The sequence below is a fragment of the Wolbachia endosymbiont of Folsomia candida genome, assembly GCF_001931755.2.
GTDB lineage: Bacteria > Pseudomonadota > Alphaproteobacteria > Rickettsiales > Anaplasmataceae > Wolbachia.
The window spans coordinates 1,365,652-1,384,867 of sequence record NZ_CP015510.2 but is presented as its reverse complement, the minus strand read 5'-3'; the positions used below and the strand labels follow the sequence as shown (position 1 = coordinate 1,384,867).

At 35.4% G+C, this 19,216-nt stretch carries 19 protein-coding genes and 1 pseudogene; 8 read left to right on the top strand and 12 right to left on the bottom strand.

Features of this window, described 5'->3' with window-relative positions:
* Positions 1-55: 55 nt before the first annotated feature.
* Complete coding sequence (locus ASM33_RS06355; RefSeq protein ID WP_110409900.1) at positions 56-493, top strand: hypothetical protein; 438 nt, start codon at positions 56-58, stop codon at positions 491-493.
* 35 nt (positions 494-528) lie between these two features.
* Here ASM33_RS06355 and ASM33_RS06350 read toward each other — a convergent pair whose 3' ends face one another.
* From ASM33_RS06350 to ASM33_RS06335, 4 genes are all read right to left on the bottom strand, one after another.
* Positions 529-933, bottom strand: a complete 405-nt coding sequence (locus ASM33_RS06350; protein ID WP_110409901.1) for an EVE domain-containing protein — start codon at positions 931-933, stop codon at positions 529-531.
* Between the two features lie 35 nt (positions 934-968).
* The gene (gene ftsZ / locus ASM33_RS06345; protein ID WP_110409902.1) at positions 969-2,177 is read right to left on the bottom strand and encodes a cell division protein FtsZ; all 1,209 of its coding nucleotides are present in this window, start codon (positions 2,175-2,177) and stop codon (positions 969-971) included.
* A gap of 248 nt (positions 2,178-2,425) precedes the next feature.
* On the bottom strand, positions 2,426-2,935 hold the full coding sequence (locus ASM33_RS06340; RefSeq protein WP_110409903.1) for a hypothetical protein: 510 nt from the start codon (positions 2,933-2,935) through the stop codon (positions 2,426-2,428).
* 81 nt (positions 2,936-3,016) lie between these two features.
* Complete coding sequence (locus ASM33_RS06335) at positions 3,017-3,787, bottom strand: YifB family Mg chelatase-like AAA ATPase (RefSeq protein WP_237342904.1); 771 nt, start codon at positions 3,785-3,787, stop codon at positions 3,017-3,019.
* Between the two features lie 100 nt (positions 3,788-3,887).
* Between ASM33_RS06335 and ASM33_RS06330 the strand changes: the two genes are divergently transcribed.
* Positions 3,888-4,637, top strand: coding sequence for an IS5 family transposase (locus ASM33_RS06330; protein WP_110409356.1), 750 nt, complete (start codon positions 3,888-3,890; stop codon positions 4,635-4,637).
* On the opposite strand, the gene ASM33_RS06325 is transcribed toward ASM33_RS06330, so the two are convergent.
* Entirely contained in the window at positions 4,621-5,409 is a 789-nt protein-coding gene (locus ASM33_RS06325; protein ID WP_237342903.1) for a magnesium chelatase domain-containing protein, read from the bottom strand. The genes ASM33_RS06330 and ASM33_RS06325 overlap by 17 nt on opposite strands.
* A gap of 259 nt (positions 5,410-5,668) precedes the next feature.
* Between ASM33_RS06325 and ASM33_RS06320 the strand changes: the two genes are divergently transcribed.
* From ASM33_RS06320 to ASM33_RS06300, 5 genes are all read left to right on the top strand, one after another.
* Positions 5,669-6,439 carry a hypothetical protein gene (locus ASM33_RS06320; protein WP_110409904.1) on the top strand — a complete coding sequence of 257 codons (771 nt, stop codon included), beginning with the start codon at positions 5,669-5,671 and terminating at the stop codon, positions 6,437-6,439.
* A gap of 74 nt (positions 6,440-6,513) precedes the next feature.
* Positions 6,514-6,723, top strand: a complete 210-nt coding sequence (locus ASM33_RS06315) for a hypothetical protein (protein WP_110409905.1) — start codon at positions 6,514-6,516, stop codon at positions 6,721-6,723.
* Positions 6,724-6,803: 80 nt separating this feature from the next.
* Positions 6,804-7,844, top strand: a complete 1,041-nt coding sequence (gene hflK, locus ASM33_RS06310; RefSeq protein ID WP_110409906.1) for an FtsH protease activity modulator HflK — start codon at positions 6,804-6,806, stop codon at positions 7,842-7,844.
* A gap of 2 nt (positions 7,845-7,846) precedes the next feature.
* Positions 7,847-8,725, top strand: coding sequence for a protease modulator HflC (hflC, locus tag ASM33_RS06305; protein ID WP_110409907.1), 879 nt, complete (start codon positions 7,847-7,849; stop codon positions 8,723-8,725).
* Positions 8,715-10,208, top strand: a complete 1,494-nt coding sequence (locus ASM33_RS06300; RefSeq protein WP_110409908.1) for a DegQ family serine endoprotease — start codon at positions 8,715-8,717, stop codon at positions 10,206-10,208. The genes hflC and ASM33_RS06300 overlap by 11 nt, the downstream gene beginning before the upstream one ends.
* Before the next feature lie 9 nt (positions 10,209-10,217).
* On the opposite strand, the gene ASM33_RS08760 is transcribed toward ASM33_RS06300, so the two are convergent.
* From ASM33_RS08760 to ASM33_RS06285, 3 genes are all read right to left on the bottom strand, one after another.
* A complete protein-coding gene (locus ASM33_RS08760) occupies positions 10,218-10,820 on the bottom strand; it encodes a hypothetical protein (protein WP_237342902.1) in 603 nt (200 codons plus the stop codon).
* Positions 10,796-11,302 carry a hypothetical protein gene (locus ASM33_RS08755; RefSeq protein ID WP_237342901.1) on the bottom strand — a complete coding sequence of 169 codons (507 nt, stop codon included), beginning with the start codon at positions 11,300-11,302 and terminating at the stop codon, positions 10,796-10,798. The genes ASM33_RS08760 and ASM33_RS08755 overlap by 25 nt, the downstream gene beginning before the upstream one ends.
* 84 nt (positions 11,303-11,386) lie before the next feature.
* On the bottom strand, positions 11,387-12,442 hold the full coding sequence (locus ASM33_RS06285) for an SIR2 family protein (RefSeq protein WP_110409909.1): 1,056 nt from the start codon (positions 12,440-12,442) through the stop codon (positions 11,387-11,389).
* 235 nt (positions 12,443-12,677) lie between these two features.
* On the opposite strand from ASM33_RS06285, the gene tsaD reads away from it, so the two are divergent.
* A complete protein-coding gene (tsaD, locus tag ASM33_RS06280; RefSeq protein WP_110410567.1) occupies positions 12,678-13,688 on the top strand; it encodes a tRNA (adenosine(37)-N6)-threonylcarbamoyltransferase complex transferase subunit TsaD in 1,011 nt (336 codons plus the stop codon).
* A gap of 30 nt (positions 13,689-13,718) precedes the next feature.
* On the opposite strand, the gene ASM33_RS08905 is transcribed toward tsaD, so the two are convergent.
* The 4 genes and pseudogenes from ASM33_RS08905 to rpoD all read right to left on the bottom strand — a co-directional run bounded on the left by ASM33_RS08905 (position 13,719) and on the right by rpoD (position 19,160).
* The gene (locus ASM33_RS08905; RefSeq protein ID WP_410543252.1) at positions 13,719-14,153 is read right to left on the bottom strand and encodes a class I tRNA ligase family protein; all 435 of its coding nucleotides are present in this window, start codon (positions 14,151-14,153) and stop codon (positions 13,719-13,721) included.
* A gap of 54 nt (positions 14,154-14,207) precedes the next feature.
* Positions 14,208-16,469 (bottom strand): annotated as a pseudogene (locus ASM33_RS06275) (leucine--tRNA ligase); the annotation flags it as partial.
* 12 nt (positions 16,470-16,481) lie between these two features.
* Positions 16,482-17,096, bottom strand: a complete 615-nt coding sequence (locus tag ASM33_RS06270; protein WP_110409911.1) for a murein hydrolase activator EnvC family protein — start codon at positions 17,094-17,096, stop codon at positions 16,482-16,484.
* Between the two features lie 144 nt (positions 17,097-17,240).
* The gene (gene rpoD / locus ASM33_RS06265; RefSeq protein ID WP_110409912.1) at positions 17,241-19,160 is read right to left on the bottom strand and encodes an RNA polymerase sigma factor RpoD; all 1,920 of its coding nucleotides are present in this window, start codon (positions 19,158-19,160) and stop codon (positions 17,241-17,243) included.
* Positions 19,161-19,216: the final 56 nt, after the last annotated feature.

The following is a 19,216-nucleotide window of genomic DNA, read 5'->3' as shown; positions in this document are numbered from 1 at the left end:
CCATAATTTAGTAATTATTATATAATATTAATCATATTACATAATAAAACGAGAGATGACTACAGAATATGAAGATACTAAGGTTAAGTCTACATCTCAAAAAACTGGGGAAAATAATGTGAAGCCCCCAATACATAATCCTAAAAAGCCTTTAAGACCCATATTTGATGATGAAAAGTATGGTATAAAAAGTCCTAGAATAGAGCAGCATTCACAACAAAGAGAGCAGGGGCATTTAAAATCGAGAAGCCTATTAAAGTCAATACCAATTATAGGAGGGTTTTTAGCACGGGCTTTCACATCTAAAAAAATAGAAATAATAAGTAATCCTATATATGACAACATGGAAACGTATAAGGAATCGCAATCAGAGCGTGCTAGTAAAGTAAAAGATGTGGCAAAAACAACTAAAACAGATGCTATAGGCAGTAAGCTTGAGGAAGGTAGTGTTGAAAAAGCCAGTAACAAGAAAGATCATAGCCGCACTAAATAGTATTGCTAATCACATTTGAGTTTAATGCATCTCTGTTAGACCAACTCTTGACTCATTCTGATTATTTCATTCCATTCAATTTCCGAAACTGGAGAAACTGATAAACGTGGTTGTTTTAATATGCTCATGTCTTTTAAAAGTGGGTTTTGTTTTATATCATATAATGCGACCTGGTTACTTAAAGGTCTGGAAAATTTTACGTCTACCAGTCCGAATTTAGGGTGATCAGCATGATAATATTCTTTAGACACTTCAACTATTCCAAGTATCGCTTTCTCTTTGCCTGTATGATAGAAAAATGCAAAGTCACCGAGCTTCATAGTTTTCATATAGTTTTGAGCTTGATAGTTGCACACACCATTCCAGTCAGCCACCTTATCTACTGCCATTTTTTGCCATGAATAGTCACTTGGTTCTGATTTTAGTAGCCAAAGCTGCATTGGATTCCTTACATAATCTCAATATATAAGGTCTATTATTTTTTTCTTCTTAAGTAAGCTGGTATATCATAGATATTGCTACCCCACTTCATCCCTTCACTTCCCTGCTCAGTTGTAGAATATTCTTTTGTTTCTGGTAGTTTATCTTGCACTCCTACATTTTGGCTATAGGCCCACTTAAGCTTCTCTTGCTCTGAGCTCTCACTTTGGTTTGAAGATGAATTATCATCGCGATTAACATTACTATCGATGCCAGTTGCAAGGACAGATACTCTAACTCTTCCCTCCATTGCTTGATCGAAAGTAGCACCAAATATTATATTTGCATTTTCATCTACTTCCTCACGCACTCTATTGGCTGCAGCATCCACCTCAAACAAAGTCATATCTCCGCCACCAGTAATATTAATTAATATTCCTTGTGCACCTTTCATTGATACATTATCAAGTAATGGATTAGATATAGCAGCTTCTGCAGCACTAATTGCCCTATCTTCTCCTGTTGCCTCTCCAGTTCCTATCATCGCTTTCCCCATTTCACTCATTACTGTTTCTATGTCAGCAAAATCAAGATTAATGAGCCCTGGCATGACCATTAAGTCAGTTACTCCTCTGATACCAATATGAAGCACATTATCGGCAAGCTTAAACGCATCAGAAAATGTTGTTTTGTCATTTGCAATTCTAAATAAATTTTGGTTTGGAATAACAATGAGCGTATCTACATATTTTTGTAATTCTTCAAGGCCCAGCTCTGCAATGCGCATACGACGCACACCTTCAAAGCCAAACGGTTTGGTTACAACTCCAACAGTCAATATCTTTTTTTCTTTTGGCGCCCTATCCTTAACTGCAGCCCTTGCTTCTCTTGCTGCTTTTGCAATTACCGGTGCAGCACCAGTTCCAGTACCACCACCCATTCCCGCTGTAATGAAAAGCATATGACTGTCTTTTATATGCTCCATGATCTCATCAATTGACTCTTCTGCTGCGCCTTTGCCAACATCAGGTAAAGCACCAGCACCAAGCCCCTTGGTTAGGTTAATCCCAAGCTGAATTTTCTTATCGCATAAAGACTTTTCTAGTGCTTGAGCATCGGTGTTTGCTACAACAAAATTCACCCCTTGCAAATTCGACTGTATCATGTTATTCACAGCATTTCCACCAGCACCACCAACTCCAACAACAGTAATCCTTGGGTGTAATATAGGCAACTCTGGCAGATTAAGATTAATAGTAGTCATTTAAATTACTCAATTTAGCGAATTCACTTGACAATAAATTACTGCTTTTTTAACAATATGCAAATACTTTTCGTTCCTGCAGATTATAAATAGTAAATAGAATTCACTTATTTTTAATATTCAAGTACCACGAGTGGGCAGTTAATAATCCTGCATTTTAGATAGTACCACTTCTGGTAAAAAGAAATAAGAAAATGTTTATAAATAAGGGATAGAAAACTACCCCTTTTTTGTTTTGTTGAAGTTACTTATTTTGCTGGTGCTTGTGCTAATCCAACTGCTACTGCGACACCATTTAAGAATGTTGATGCATCACCAGTAGGTTTTAGCTTACCATCATCAATTTTAGGCTTATCACCGTCTTTTTCACAGGCCTTAAGAACCTCTTCCTTCACCACATTAATTTGACTTGACTTGCTATGATTCATATATGCAAGAGTAACTATAGTTGCCAGTGCAGCAATCATAATCAAAGGAGCAACCAGTGGATTAGCTGCTAAAAATCCAGACACTGCAGAAATACCAGCATTAATAGCAGTTCCAGCTTTTGCTCCAAGCACAGCAACACGAGCTGCATAGGCTGGACTTAGAACATAAGCAGCTGTAAGTGCTACTGCTAAAAACGTACCACCAACAACAGCGATTGTTTTCCATGGATTTTCTTTTGCATAATCCCACCCTTGTACAGGGACTTCTTTAATTCCTGCCAAAAGACTTTCATTATTGTATTTACTTTTTATTGTTTCAATTCTTGTCATAACTCTAACCCTAAAATAAATTAAAATTTCATTAAGCTTAGTATATGACCAAAAAAACTATCTGTCAAGTAGACTAATTTTTTAATATATCCTTATTCTGTAATTCAGCGCTTCTGCAATATGTGCCCTTTTTATCTCCGCGCTTTTTTCAAGATCTGCAATGGTTCTTGCAACTTTGAGCACTCGTGTATAGCCTCGATTGGAGATGTAGTTTTCTTTCAGCACGTACTTTAGCAATTCTAGTCCTGCCTGATCTGGCTCAGTGAATTTATTTAACGCGTCACCACTTACCTCTGCATTACAGTGTATATTTAGTTCACTGTAGCGCTCAGTCTGAATTTTTCTTCCTGCTATCACCCTTTTTCTTATAATTTCTGTGCTTTCTCCTTCTGCAGAGATTTCAGGGGAAAGTATACTGACATTTGGCATTTCAACGCATATGTCTATTCTATCAAGCAGTGGTCCCGATATTTTGTTTCTATAATCTGTTCCACATTGTGGAGCTTTGTTACACGATCTGTTTGTATCACCCAAATAACCGCACCTGCAGGGGTTCATTGCAGCAATCAGTTGGAAGTTAGCGGGGTAGGTAATGTGGGCATTTGCTCTGGCGATAGTGACTTTCCTATCTTCAAGTGGCTGACGCAAAGAATCAATTACTGCTCTGGAAAATTCAGGTAATTCATCAAGAAATAGCACTCCATTATGAGCTATGGTAATCTCTCCAGGCTTAGCACTTCTTCCTCCTCCAATCATTGCAGGCATAGAACATGAATGATGAGGTTCACGGAAAGGGCGAGCTACTTTGAATATACCATTATCATTTCTTGCTATACTAGGCTCTGTGAACAAAATTTCGTTGTGAAAGAATAAGATGGGAAAAAGGATATAAAAAAGGAGGAGAAAGTGGTAGTTTAACCCAATTAAGCAATAAAAAAGGAGAAACTACCGAATGGAATATTACATACAAGAAACAAAATGGGAACAAATTTTTGCATTTTTGAAAAGTGTGAAAGGTATACACAGCAAAGATGAAACGCAACTGAGAAGGTTCGTGGAAGCAGTCTGGTACATGGTCCGAAGTGGTTGCCAGTGGCGTCTTTTAGGAGAAATATATGGTAATTACAGGAGTATACACAGGAGGTTTAAAAAGTGGTGCGAAAAGGGAATTTGGGAAAAGCTATTTAAATATACACAAGATCCAGATTTAGAGGTGCACATGATAGATGGCACAATCGTTCGAGCGCATGCTTGTTCGGCTGGATACAAGAAGGATTCTGGAGCTCAAGAGGCATTGGGACGCAGTAAAGGTGGCTTTACAACAAAAATTCATGCACTTGTCGATGCTCTTGGAAATCCGTTAAAATTTACGCTTACTGCCGGTCAAAGACATGATATTACACAGGCTGAAGCGTTAACAGACAATGTCTATAACTCTATTGTAGTAGCAGATAAGGGCTATGACAGTAACGCATTTATTGGCAGCCTTGAAAGCAAGGGATGTGAGGTCACCATTCCACCAAAAAGGAATCGAAAAGTGCAAAGAGATTATGATAAACATGTTTATAAAGAGCGGCATTTGATCGAGTGTTTTTTCGGTAAAATCAAAAATTTTCGACGGATTTTTTCGAGGTTCGACAAGACTGCTATAGTGTTTATGGGCTTTTTGAACTTTGTTGGTGCACTTATATGGCTACTCTAAAATTTTGTTCACAGAGCCTAGCAATTACATTTATATCTATCATCTCTTGCTCGGTTAAATCAGGTAGCAGTCCTATGAAACGTTTAGCAAGCATAGATTTTCCTGTACCTGGAGGGCCAACAAGAAGCATATTATGCCCACCTGTTGCTGCAATTTCAGCCGCTCTCTTTGCTACAACTTGACCTTTTATGTCCTTCATATCAAGAGATGATCTTTTTTCTTTTGGTATATTCTCATAATTAAAGACTACCTGCTCAATTGACTGTTCACCTTTAAAATGTCTTACAATATCAGTTAACTTCTCTATAGCCAAAATTGAAACATCTTTGACCCATGCAGCTTCTACGCCATTTTCTCTTGAGCAAATTACTCCTTTATTTTCCCGTTTTGCATTAATTACGGTTGGAAGCACTCCTGAAACTGGAATAACTCTTCCATCCAGTGCAAGTTCACCCATAATTATATAAGGATGCACTTTTTCAACTGGTATCACATTCATTACTACAAGAAGTCCAATAGCTATAGCTAAATCATAATGACTACCTTCCTTTAGCAAATCAGCAGGTGAAAGGTTAACTGTGATTCTTTTTGGTGGTAATAACAGATTGATCGAATTTAGTGCCGCTCTGATGCGCTCTTTAGATTCTGCAACGGTTTTGTCCGGAAGGCCAACAATATTGAAAGCTGGAATCCCATTTGCCATGTGAATTTGTGCATTAACATTTACTGTGCTAATTCCATGAAGCGCAACAGTATTTATATTTGCTATCATACATATTATATAAATTATTAATATAATATATTAAAGAAATAAGAAGTAAAGAATCGTGATTTTTTTGTTATAGCTGGATTGTGGTTTCAAAAAATCTAATCTCTGCTCCATCACAGGAGTATTTCTTTCTTTTGTAAAGTTTATAATATTTTTAATGTATACTATATTAGCAATAAATTAATTGTTGCAGTATTATTATAGATTATATTACATGTGTATGGTGTGAGTAGAGCTATATTAAGCAATAGGGGGTATTATCGTGTCACAAGAACAACAAACAAATTCTAGCTTTTCTGGAATATTAGGTAGAGTGTTACTTTTGCCATTACGTGCAGTAGTTTACGTGTTTAATCCATGTAATTGGTGTAATTCATCCGATAAGGTGAAAAGAGATATAAGAGTTGCTTTAGGAGAAGTGAAAGACGGTCGTCCGAGGATTCTTGTGCATGCAGAAATGTCGAGGTACAGTGCAGGGTTAGGTATGCAATTTTTAAGCCATGGACCTGGATATACTGCCTTTTCAATACCTGAACGCCTTGCAGGAAAAATGCATAAAGTGAAACAGAAGAAAATTGACGCTCTACAAAAAGAACACCCAAATATCAATATTATGCAATCAGATAAATTAGCTCTTATTGAAATTGATGTACCAGGTATTCAAAAAGATCTAGATCCAGAGAAAAACAAGGCTTTTATTCGAAAGGAAGTTGCAGGGGAAATCCATTCAAATTTGAAAGCATTGATGAAAATGACAGGAGGTGATAAAATAGGATATAAAGATAGTACGCTTATTGGTAGCATTGCAAAACTACTTTTCGATAGCCATAATTATATTGTGAGGCAGGAGAAAGTGATGTCTGTATCACCTGATCGTAGCATATTGGTTTGTGTTGCTAATAAGGGTATCATATCTATTGGTGCATATAGCAGAGAACAAGATGATAGAAAATCTAAGAAATCTGGAAGTAGTAACCCTAAAAGTACTGTATCTGATATAGAATTGAGTGATCTTTCCGTTAAGCGAATTTAACAGATAAGTTAAGCTTCTAGAGCTGCATTTTCCTTGCATGGCATAGTTCATAAAAAGTCAGAAGGGATTAAATTATGAGATATAAAATAAAAGTCATTATCTTATTAGCTACTGTAGCTCTAGTGCTCATATTGTTAAAAAATTACAATGATTTTCATGAAGATGTTGTGCATTTGAAGCTTGATAATAAAGAATTCAAAAAAAAGCCAGAAAATTCGATAGAATCAACTATATTACATAGAGAAAAAGAAGTATATGATCATGTTTTCCATTCTAGTAATTAACTTGTAAATAAAATGGCAATTTGTATTTGCGTTTTCTTGTTAAGTAAGTAATATTAACGTATTAATCACAGAAAATAATTATGTTTAATGAACATAACCCTTGGAATCTTGGTAAGAACTCAGGAGGCAATAAATCTCCTAACAGTAATGAAGATATTTTAAGTAAAGCTATATCTGATATAAAGCACTTTTTTGGTTGTTTAACTAGGAATAGAGGCAAGAAACCTTATTTCATCGTCTTGATTGTTTTCCTACTTTATGCTTGTACGGGCTTTTATATTGTTCATCCTAGCGAAGAAGGCATAGAGCTTACTTTTGGTAAATATTCTAACACAGAGACCTCTGGTTTGCGTTATCATTTCCCTTCTCCTATTGGAAAGGTTTACAAAGTGAATGTTAAGGAAGTCAATCGTGAAGAAATAGGAATCAGTGGTGCTTATGCTCGTGATACAGACCGTGGTGAAGGTGTTATGCTTACTGGAGATGAAAACATGGTACACCTTAATTTTGAAGTTCAGTGGCTTGTTAGAGATGCTAAGGATTATTTATTCAAGGTGCGTGATTACAAACCTGGCTCAAGCGTTAAAAATGCCGCTGAAAGTGCTATGAGGGAGATAATCGGTAAAAATAAGATCTCTTTTGCACTGGAAGGCCAAGGCAGGGCAGAAATTTCCAAAGATACTAGAACTTTATTACAGCAGATTCTTGATGGATACCAGATGGGAATAGAAATTTTGTCTGTTCAAATGAAAAAAATTGATCCACCAGAAGAAGTAATTAGTTCATTTAGGGATGTTCAAAGTGCCCGTGCAGATAAAGAGCGTATTATAAATGAAGCATATTCTTATAGTAATGACATCATACCTCGAGCAAAAGGTGAAGCGATAAAAATAAAATTAGATGCGGAAGCGTATGAGAATGAGATAGCGAATGAGGCGAATGGTCATGCAGATCGTTTTTTATCTCTATATGAAGAATATAAACAAAATCCTTCTCTTGTTAAGAATCGCATTTATCTTGAAACTATGGAAAATATTTTTAGTCAGGTGGATAAGGTTGTTGTGACTGACGATCTGAAGGGTATGTTTTCTTATTTACCTCTTACAAATTCAGGAAAGTAGTTATGAGTAGTAATATTAAAATTGTTTTTACTTCTATATTTGTTGCTTTATTGGTTGTTTTTTTTAATTCAGTATTTATTGTACAGGAAACAAAGCAAGCAATAGTAATTCAACTCGGTAAAGTTGTAAGAGATGTTAGGGAAAGTGGTTTATATTTTAAATTGCCATTTATAAATAGTGTAGAGTTTCTTGACAAAAGAGTTCTGGATTTAAGTCCTGATAAGACGCCAAGAGAAGTGATAACTGCAGATCAAAAGCGTATTATAGTGGATGCATATGCAAAATATAAAATCACGGATCCTGTTACTTTTTATCAAGCTGTGAGAAATGAATCAGGACTAATTAGAAGATTGTATCCAGTTATAGAAGCACACATAAGAGAAAATATAGGAAGATTTTCGTTGATTAGCTTGCTTAACGAGAAAAGATCAGAAGTTATGCAATTAATTCAACGTGGGGTTTACTCTGAAGCTGAAAAATTTGGGATAGAAATAATAGACGTAAGAATTAAGAGAGCAGATTTACCAGGAGAAAATAGCTCTGCAATATTTCGCCGTATGAAAACTGAAAGGGAAAAAGAAGCAAGAGAAATTAGAGCAGAAGGAGAGCAAGCTGGGCAAGAAATTAGGTCAAAAGCTGATAAATTAAAAAGAGAGATTATTTCTAGTGCAGCAAAAGAATCGCATGAAATAAGAGGTCGTGGTTATGCTAACGCTACTAAGATCTATAATGAGGCATTTAAGATGGATGAAGAGTTCTATAATTTTTATCGTTCTATGAGTGCTTATAGTAAATCATTTCCTGGAAGTAATACTAAATTTATACTTTCACCAAATAATAACTTCTTAGATATTTTAAATAAGGGATGGCATGAGAAATAAAGCATTTATTTTATCTGTATTTGTATCTTTTTTAGTTTCGTTTTCTTTATATGCTGACATATTTGATTGGAATACAAAAAAAGTTGCAGCAGCTAAAACTACCGAGTGTAATTGTAATCACGGGTTTGCTGATCTAGTGGAAGGACTTATTCCTGCTGTTGTAAATATTTCAAGTGAGCAAATTATAAAACAAGAAAATGAGATTAGAAGTAGAGCTCCTTCTTTACCAAGAAACAATTTTTTCGATGATTTTAGAGAGTTTTTTGAGAATTTCGATCAGTTTTTTATGGATAGAGGGCCTAATGTTAACAGAGAAGTGGTGCTCCTTGGCTCCGGATTTATTATAGATAAGAGTGGAACGATAGTAACAAATTATCACGTTATAAAAAACGCCAAAGATATTACTGTTACTATGAATGATAACACCTACTTCAAAGCAGAAGTTTTAGGTTATGATGCAAGAACTGACCTTGCCGTGCTTAAGATCAATGCGGATAAAGAACTTTCTTTTGTTGCATTTGGTGACTCTGATAAAGCAAGGGTTGGTGACACTGTGATGGCAATTGGTAATCCATTTGGTTTGGGAGGCTCTGTCAGCACAGGAATTATCTCTGCAAGATCAAGGGACATTAGTATTGGCACTTTGAATGAATTCATTCAAACTGATGCTGCAATCAATAGAGGTAATTCAGGAGGACCATTATTTGATTTAAATGGAGAAGTGGTAGGTATTAACACTGCCATCTATTCCCCGTCTGAATCTGGTGGTAATGTTGGTATAGGTTTTGCCATACCATCTAATTTAGCTATGTCAATTATCGATACGTTAAAAAGTGGTAAGAAGATAAAGCATGGTTGGCTTGGCGTACAAGTTCAGCCTATAACAAAGGAATTCGCTGAGTCCTTAGGTTTAAAGGATACAAAAGGTGCATTGGTTGCAAGTATAATAAAGGATAGCCCTGCAGAAAAGGGGGGGATTAAGGTTGGTGATATATTGCTAGAATTTGATGGTAAAAAAATTGATAGAATGACGCAATTACCTCAGATGGTTTCAAGAGCTGGACCTGAAAAGAAAGTGCAAGTTAAGCTAATTAGAAAAGGCAAAGAAGTTGACATTAAGGTTGTGGTCGGTGAGTCTACTGAAGATAGTAAAGATAATAACCAAGAAGAAACTAAATCAACGCCTGATTATGTTACTGGGTTAACCGTTTCAAATCTGCCAAACGAGTTAAAAGAAAGTAAAAGTGACGTGCCTACAAAAGGTGTTATAGTGACAAACGTAGATAGCAGTAGTAATGCTACACTGCGCGGTATTAAAAAAGGAGACATTATTATTCAATTAGACGGAACTGATATAGAGGATGCTAGTGATTTTCAAAAACAAGTTGATTTTGCAGTAAAGAAAAATGGTAAAGATTCAATAATGCTGCTAATTTACCGGAGTGGAAATCAGTTTTTTACTTCAATAAAGTTAAAGAAATAATATTTTTTACTATAGTGTTCTTGCACTGCAAGGTAAATTTACAGTAATTTCCGACATTGAGCTTCTGTGTTTGAAAAAATCTGGTTTGTTTATTAACTCTTCTGTTTTATCTCTATCACTACTTGAACCTATTTTTTCAAAGTAATTATCTGTAAATTCTAAAAAAAGTAATATTAATTCAGGAAGAGTGTAGTTATGTTTATCTGATGAACGTAACTCTGTTATCGGAGAAAAATGAATGTCATCTGTTTTTATTGGCAGCAATGATAAAAATTTATTCCAGCATCTTTTTATTATTCCAACTTCATGTTCCACATTTTTTGCTTTTGGTATTTTAGTTAAATTGGTATGCTCTCTAAAGAATGCTTTGTATTCTTCAAAACCTTCGAAGTTTTCTTCTTTCTGATAATCTTTTTCTCTACCGCTCTGTTCTATCTCACTTACTTTAGCACCTATAGTTGCTTCCTTACTAATAAATCCGTCATTTCCTAAGTTAAAGTAGATCGTGCGTGGTGTAATATCATTAATTATTGTGTGTGGCTTAAAATGCCACCCAAAGCATTTGAGTATAAATTTCACTACAGGTGCTAAAAGCCATTTAGGTATACACAAAAAATTGACCACAAGTTTTTTGATTTATTTACGATACACCTCAAGTGAATACCGTTATCCTTGAATATTTTATAAACCTCAGCAGATATTGGCCCTCCAGCACAGCTACCGAACAACACTATATCATTTGGATGAATGCCTTGTTCTAAGAGGTTTAGAATAACTGCAACTCCTGCATTTACTCGATTTTTGCCATTTAAAGAATGACCTTTGCTTTTTCCAGATCCAGGAAAATTAATAAAATGAACGTCCATACCTGCTTCCACAGCCCAATTCCATTCACTTTTGTCTTCATCGTGCTCTTTTTCAAAAGTATATGTAAGTCCTGCAAAATAAACTATATGCTTCTTTTTCTTCTTATTAAGATTGTTATGTGAATTTACGTTCGAATTGAACATCACTATTTTTTGGATTTTCATCCCATTTCGAGTTTCAATGAACTCCTCTTTTGTTTTTATTGTAATATCTCCTGCTGACATCATGTTTAAATCTAAAATACATTAGTAAAATAATATACAAATTTCCATAAAAAGTCAATCTTTATGAATAAAATCGAAATATAAAAGTTATTGCAGACAAGTTAGAAGCTGCAGATGCTGGCAAAATTTTTGTACATCTCCAAGCACTAAAATATCATCATTTCCAAGATACTCTGGCTGTATAAGGTTCATTGCTATTATTTTGCCTTTAGGATTATGTTTCTTATATAAAGCAAGAAACCCAACTTCATCGCTGTGTAATCCAATTGCAACAATGAAGTCAATTTGCTTAAGGTACTTAGATTTAATGTTTTTCTTGAGCCAATAAAAATCCATTTTGTCTGTTCTGCTAACACGACCTAAAGGCTCAACTCCAGAACGCTGGTGAAGTAAGTCAAGGTTTTCAGTTAATAATTGCCAATTTTTTAATAAGACTATTTCTTTCACTGCATGATGTGCTGGCGTTGGATTGCTGTATAAGCAAGACTCTTTAAAGCTATCTATAGTTTTAATAACATTATCTGATTCTTTTAAAGTCCTACGTACAAATTCGATAATATGTGTAAATTTATCAATATCACCATTCGGATTATACAGCATTTTAAACTGTTTCATCAATTCAGTCATATCTGGTACTACTGGTGAAGAAATTCCGGCACCAGTGTAAAAAATGACATTTTTGTCGCTGATAAATTTTGCAACCTCTGAAACAGATAATTTTACTGGAGTAGCTTGTGGTATGATTAGTGGCTGAGCAAATATTGGGAATTTTGTTTTCTTTTGCTTTTTACTAGCATCATTGATAATATCACCATAACTATAAACTAAAGTATTCTCTTTTCTTTTAAATAAGCTTATCTCATTTTCTGTTAGTTCATTAATAAACTTGTTACCAGTTAATGATAATTGAAAACTGGAGTTATGATTAGCGCCAAATGCTATCGAAAATTTTAGACAAGATTTTGAACCGAAATTTGAATTAAAGCATGAAATCCATTTCATTCTGTTGTTTGAAGTAGATTGAGTGATACACTTATCAACAATTTTTTCAGAAATTTTTAGTGGAGCTTGTAATAAAATATTTTCCGCAGAACTTAAGTTTGTAGTGCATATTATCAGCAACAATATGAGTGCTTTTTTCATGCTTGCACTTTTAACCTCTTCTTTAGCACATCAGCTGATAAGCCATTACTTAAGGCGTACATTGCTCTTATAATGTTAAAGTATATTATGGTAAACATAGTGTACTTATGGGATTGAGTCAAATAAAATTTTCTACGCGAAACAAACATACAATCACGTTAGAACACTTGCGTATTTGAGCTTTTACAGCGATAATATTTTTTGTAATATGCCAAATAATAACCAAAAAAAGTATATGTCCAATAAAACTATCTTAGCTGTTGAATCAAGCTGCGATGAAACTGCAGTAGCAGTTATAAAGAGTAATAAGCAAGTTCTTGCTCACGAAATTCTGTCTCAATCAGAGCACAAAACACGTGGTGGAGTGATTCCGGAAGTTGCGTCACGTGCACATATGAATCATTTAAGTGATCTTATAAAAAGTGCCATAGAAAAATCTAATCTTAAGTTTTGTGATTTGGACGCAATTGCAGCAACATCAGGACCTGGGCTGATAGGCGGATTAATAGTTGGTACAATGATGACTAAAGCAATTGCACATGTAGCAAAAAAGCCATTTATCGCAGTGAATCACTTAGAAGCGCATGCACTGGTTATTAGGTTGATATGTGAAGTGAAATTTCCATTTTTAGTCCTGTTAATATCAGGTGGACACTGCCAATTTTTAATTGCACAAGATGTTGGGAAATACATTAAACTAGGAGAAACGCTCGATGATTCATTGGGTGAAGCATTCGATAAGGTTGCTAAGACATTAGGCTTAAGTTATCCAGGTGGACCATTAATTGAAAAATTAGCTAAAAAAGGTGATGGCACAAGATTCAAACTTCCAAGGGCAATGATAAAACGCTCTGGATGTAACTTTTCATTTTCTGGAATCAAAACTGCTGTAAGAAACTTAGTGCAAAAACTCGCAATGACTGAACAAGATGTCTGTGACGTATGTGCTTCATTTCAAGAGTGCATTAGCGACATATTACTTGATAGGGTTAGCAACGCAATTATAATGGCTGAGTCTTTAAATATAAAAATTCATGATTTTGTAATTACTGGTGGGGTTGCAGCAAATAATTTCTTGAGAGAAAAGTTGAAAAAGCACATGAACTTAAATGTATTTTTTCCTCCTAATAATCTGTGTACAGACAATGCAGTGATGGTAGGATGGGCTGGAATTGAAAGATTACAGAAGAATTATATAGATTCACTGAATTTTGCACCAAGATCAAAGTGGGAATTAGATGTGTAAATTTATATGAAAATTTACTAATAAATTTTTTTATATAACAATGTTTACTATTTTATTTGGCACAGTATACACGGCACGAATTTTATCTTGATCAATCTTGCTTGATACAGAATCTATTGCCATTTTTTTCAATTCTTCTTGAGGTAAGTTAATTGCTACTTCGATTGTGTTACGCAATTTTCCATTAACTTGTACCGCTATTGTCACAGTATCGTCAATTAGTAATGATTCATCAGCTTTTGGCCAAGGCTCTAGATAAAGCATACCTTCACCTCCTATTTCTTGCCATAGACTTTCAGCCAAATGCGGTATAAATGGTTCGATTACTCTGATTAGTATATATATACATTCATCAATCAGAGATTTTCCAGTAGATCTCTTGCATAACTCAATTTCTGAAGGCAATTTTGTCGTCAAAGCTTGTCTGCGCTCCTCAAATACATTTGAGTATTCTGTGGTGCTCATCTGCACTTTTCCTAAAAATTTCTCACCATAAACAGATTCTGCAAGAGATCTAGTTTTTAAATCTATTTCAGCTATTAAGTTGGTAATTTCGCGGAATTTTGCTACTGCGCAGTTTAGCCTGCAGCTTTCCAAATCGCCTGTTAGTCCATGCAAAAGTTTATGTATTTTTTTTCTGTATTCTGCTTGGTCTGGTGTCATTCGAGTAGCTAACGCTGGAATGACAGGCAGTTGTATAGGCTTAAGTTGCATAACCATGCGCCATAATTTATTTATATAGCGTGAGCAACCTTCCACACCATCATCAGACCATTCCATATCCTTTTCCGGAGGAGTGTCAGATAATACAAACAATCGTGCAGTATCAGCACCATACTTTTCTATGATAAAATTTGGATCGACTGTATTCTTCTTCGATTTACTCATCTTCTCAACTTTTCCTACCTGGATTTTAGCGCCTTGTTCTATCAATTCTTTGGCTTCTTCTGGAAATAACCATTTATTATTCTCGTCTTTATAAGTTGCATGGCAAACCATTCCTTGAGTAATCAAAGTGGAGAAAGGTTCATTTATGTCAAAATAGCCACATTTTGTTAAAGCTCTGCAGAAAAATCGTGAATAAAGTAAGTGTAAAATCGCATGCTCGATTCCACCTATATAATAATCAACAGGCATAAAACGATTACACGCATTCTTATCGATAGATTTATTTTCACTACAAAATGCAGCAAAATACCAAGAAGACTCAAAAAAGGTATCAAATGTATCTGTTTCACGCTCTGCTGGCTTTTCGCATTGTGGGCAATTCACAAATTTCCAAGTAGGGTGTTTATCAAGTGGGTTGCCGCCACTTGCAAATTTCACATCTGTTGGTAGCACAACAGGAAGATCTTTTTCTGGTACTGGAACAGTTCCACAATCTTTGCAATATATGATAGGTATAGGGCACCCCCAATAGCGCTGCCTTGAAACTCCCCAGTCGTGCAAACGATAATTTATTGTTTTTTTTCCAATGCCTTTTTCTTCAAGTGTTTTTATTATCACTTCCTTTGCTTCATCAACTGTGAGTCCATTTAAGAATTCAGAGTTGAACATTGTTCCGTTGCCAGTATAGGGTTCCTGTACTCCAGTGTCCGCTGCTTGAATGGCACCTAAGTTATCTGGAGAAACCACAGGAATAATTGGCAAATTATACTTTTGTGCAAATTCAAAATCACGTTGATCGTGTGCAGGGCAGCCAAAAATTGCACCTTCTCCATATTCCATCAGCACAAAGTTTGCTATATAGAGTGGCAACTCTTTGTCCAAAAATGGGTGTTTGACGTTTATACCAGTGTAAACTCCAATTTTTTCATCAATTGTCACTTCAGCGCGTTCATCAATTGTCATTCCAGCGCGTGACGCTGGAATCTGGATCCCAGTGTCAGAGCACTGGGATGACAAAACTTTAAGAGCATCTGGGATGACAACTTCAGGAGCATCTGAGATGACAGCTTCAGAAGCATCTAGGGTGACAGCAAGTTTGATATCCTGTACAATAGGGTGACCTGCTGCCACTGCACAAAAAGAAGCACCAAATAAAGTGTGAGGATAAGTCGTAAAGACTTTCAATGTTTTATTGAGGCCAACCACATCAAACTCTATAGTTGCTCCCTCAGACTTTCCTATCCAGCGTTCTTGCATTGTCTTTACTTTGTCCGGCCAATTTTTTAAACTTTGCAAGCACTCGAGTAGATCTTCAGTAAAGTCAGTTATTTTTAAAAACCATTGAGATAACTTACGCTTTTCAACAATTGCACCTGATCGCCATCCTTTTCCGTCCACAACTTGTTCATTTGCAAGCACTGTTTCATCTACTGGATCCCAATTAACCAACGACTCTTTTCTATAAGCGAGTCCGTGCTTTAAAAAGTCTAAAAAGAATTTTTGCTCGTGTTTATAATAGTGAGGCTCACATGTGGAGAGCTCACGATCCCAGTTATAAGAAAGGCCTATAGATTTTAACTGAGTACGCATATTGTCTATATTTTCTTCTGTCCAATCTTTCGGGTTCACATTATTGTCCCTTGCTGCATTTTCTGCTGGCAATCCAAATGCATCCCAGCCAATAGGGTGCAAAACGTCAAATCCATTAGCTCTCTTATAGCGTGCTATCACGTCACCTATTGCGTAATTACGTAAGTGCCCCATATGAATTTTACCAGATGGATATGGAAACATTTCCAGAACATAGCATTTCTCTTGCTTGCTATCCTTGCTTACAGAAAAATCCCACTTATCTTGATAAAATTTTTCAACGCTTTTAAAATCATATTTCATATAAATCCAAATTTAATTACAGTTCATATGGGAGAGCGGGTCAATTGCTTGGCCATTATGCCGCATAGTAAAGCATATCTGCGGATTTTTGTCTTGTGTACTTGACTTACCTGCAGACCCAATTACTTGGCCCTGTGTAACTTTATCACCGATTTCAACATGTATATTTTTTAAATAGGAGTAGACAGTTGTATAATTATCTTTGTGTTCCACAATAATTAAATTTCCATACCACCTGAGTCCTTTACCTACATATATAACTTTACCTGGTGCAGAAGCAATTACATTTGTACCATTTTGAGCAGCAATTTTTACACCATCCTTACACATCTCATCAGAAGAAGTAGCTGTACCTTTAACTGGCATTACAAACTTACAATTTACCTCGTCGATTTCCACGTTTTTCGTATTGTTGCTATCTTTATATATCTTACTTATGATGACTTTTCTATTTTCTTTTTTAAGCGCAGGGTCAACAGCTTTTTTCACTAAGTGGTATTCTCTTGTGTATTCCAGATCTCTTTTTCCATAAAATTCTTCGCCTTTAAGCAATACAGGTGCAGGTTTTTGTAGGCCACAACTCACTAAAACCACCGATAATATAAAAAACGAGACTATGTGCCACATAAATTTAGCTTTTGATCTTGATATAATAACATAACTATTAAGATAATAAGAATAAATCATCAGCTTACGTCTCTTTTGCACAGTTCCAGAGTATGATGGATGAGAAATTGCCATCAAAGAGGATTTAGTGTTTTTTATTGGAATTTAAAAGAACCCTCTAAGTTTTCTAGCACGGCTTGGGTGTCTTAATTTACGCAATGCCTTTGCTTCTATTTGTCTAATTCTCTCACGCGTCACGTTAAAAATTCTTCCTACTTCTTCCAAAGTATGCTCCTTTCCATCCTTACCAAGACCAAAACGCATTCTTAGAATTCTTTCTTCTTTTGGCGTTAAAGTTGCAAGAACGTTAGTTGTAATACCACGCAAGTCAGCAAGTATTGCAGCATCCTCTGGCTTGGATACTCGTTTATCTTCTATGCAATCACCAAATGTGCTACTATCATCTTTTCCTGTCGGGGCTTCAAGACTTACCGGATCTCTCGCTATTTTCATCACTTTGCGTATTCTTTCAAGCGGCATCAAAAGCTCGGAACTCAACTCTTCTAAAGTGGGCTCTCTTCCCATTTCGTGAGTCATCTTTCTTAATGCCCTGTTGATTTTGCTGATTATTTCTACCATGTGAACTGGTATTCTAACTACTTTAGATTGTTCAGGTATTGCCCTAGTGATTGATTGCCTGACCCACCAAGTTCCATAAGTTGAAAATTTGTATCCACGCTTGTAATCAAATTTGTCTACAGCCTTCATAAGACCAATATTGCCCTCTTGTATCAAATCAAGCAGTGCTAGTCCCCTGTTTGAATATTTTTTCGCGATGGAAACTACTAATCTCAAATTAGCTTTAATCATCTCTTGCTTCGCTTCAGAAACTTCTCGCTCATGTTTCTGCACTCTTTTAATTAGCTCCTTAAACTCTTGTACATCATCTTCTTGTGCATATTGCCTGATATTATTTAAGATACTAGCGATATGCTTAAAATTATCATCTATAAGCTTTACAAATTTATTTTTTAATTTACCTGTAAAATAAGATTGACTCGCATTGGTTTTTAAAAGGCTTATCTCTTTCAGCTCATGCTTTAAAAGCATATCATCATACACTTTGTAGAAGTCGTCTCTATTGATATCGTATTTTCTAGCCTCAGAAATAAGATTAACTTCTTCAAGCATGATACTTCTATTTGTGCTGTAAAGTTCTTGCGTAATCTTAGCAATAGCAGTGTCGCTTAATTTAATTTGTAGCGCTATGGACCATATTTGATTATACAAATCTTCATATCCTAACACCTTAGAGGAATTTCTAGAACTTTGCCTGAGTGCTAATGCTTCATTTGTTAAAGTGATTATCTCATCTAGCGCAACTATAACTTTTGGCAATAAGTCACTTTCCATTTCAAGAATAGAAACATTTAAATTTGCTGAGCTTTCGCTAGTAGCAGTATCTTCTTCGCTGCTTTCATCATCACTGCTCTCTTCATCGCTAACATATCCTTCATCATCGCTGTTACTCTCTTCAGGTACATCGTCTACGCTTACATTAAAATCAGAATTATATATGGACTCTAAGTCTATAATCTCTCTAAGGAGAAGAGCTCCATTACTCAGGTCATCACGCCATGTTTTTATCACTTTTAATGTTATTGACGTTTCAATTATTGCACGGAGCATGTTGTGCTTTTCGGATTCAATTTTTTTTGCTATCTTGATTTCATCTGCCCTTGACAAGAGCTTTACAGTGCTCATGTCCCGTAAATACACTCTTACTGGATCATCATTTTGTACTAAAGTTGTAATAGCGTTTGACGATGTTTCCTCATCATCGAGTTTAGTATCATCACTGGCGGTACTAACATCTTCTTCTTCCTCATCACTACTTTCAAGTATATTGACTCCAGAATCTTGTAATAAAGATATAGTATTATCTATAAAGTCAGATGAAAAATTTTCGTCTGATAATGTATCATTTATATCATCAAAAGTGATAAACCCTCCTTTTTTTATACTTTTTGTTACAAGGTCTTTAATAATTTTTTTCTCATCTTGCGTTTCATTAACAGTTGACATTATTACCTTTATAGTTTAAAATTTTATTTCTTATTAACAAATAAATCCACAATAAG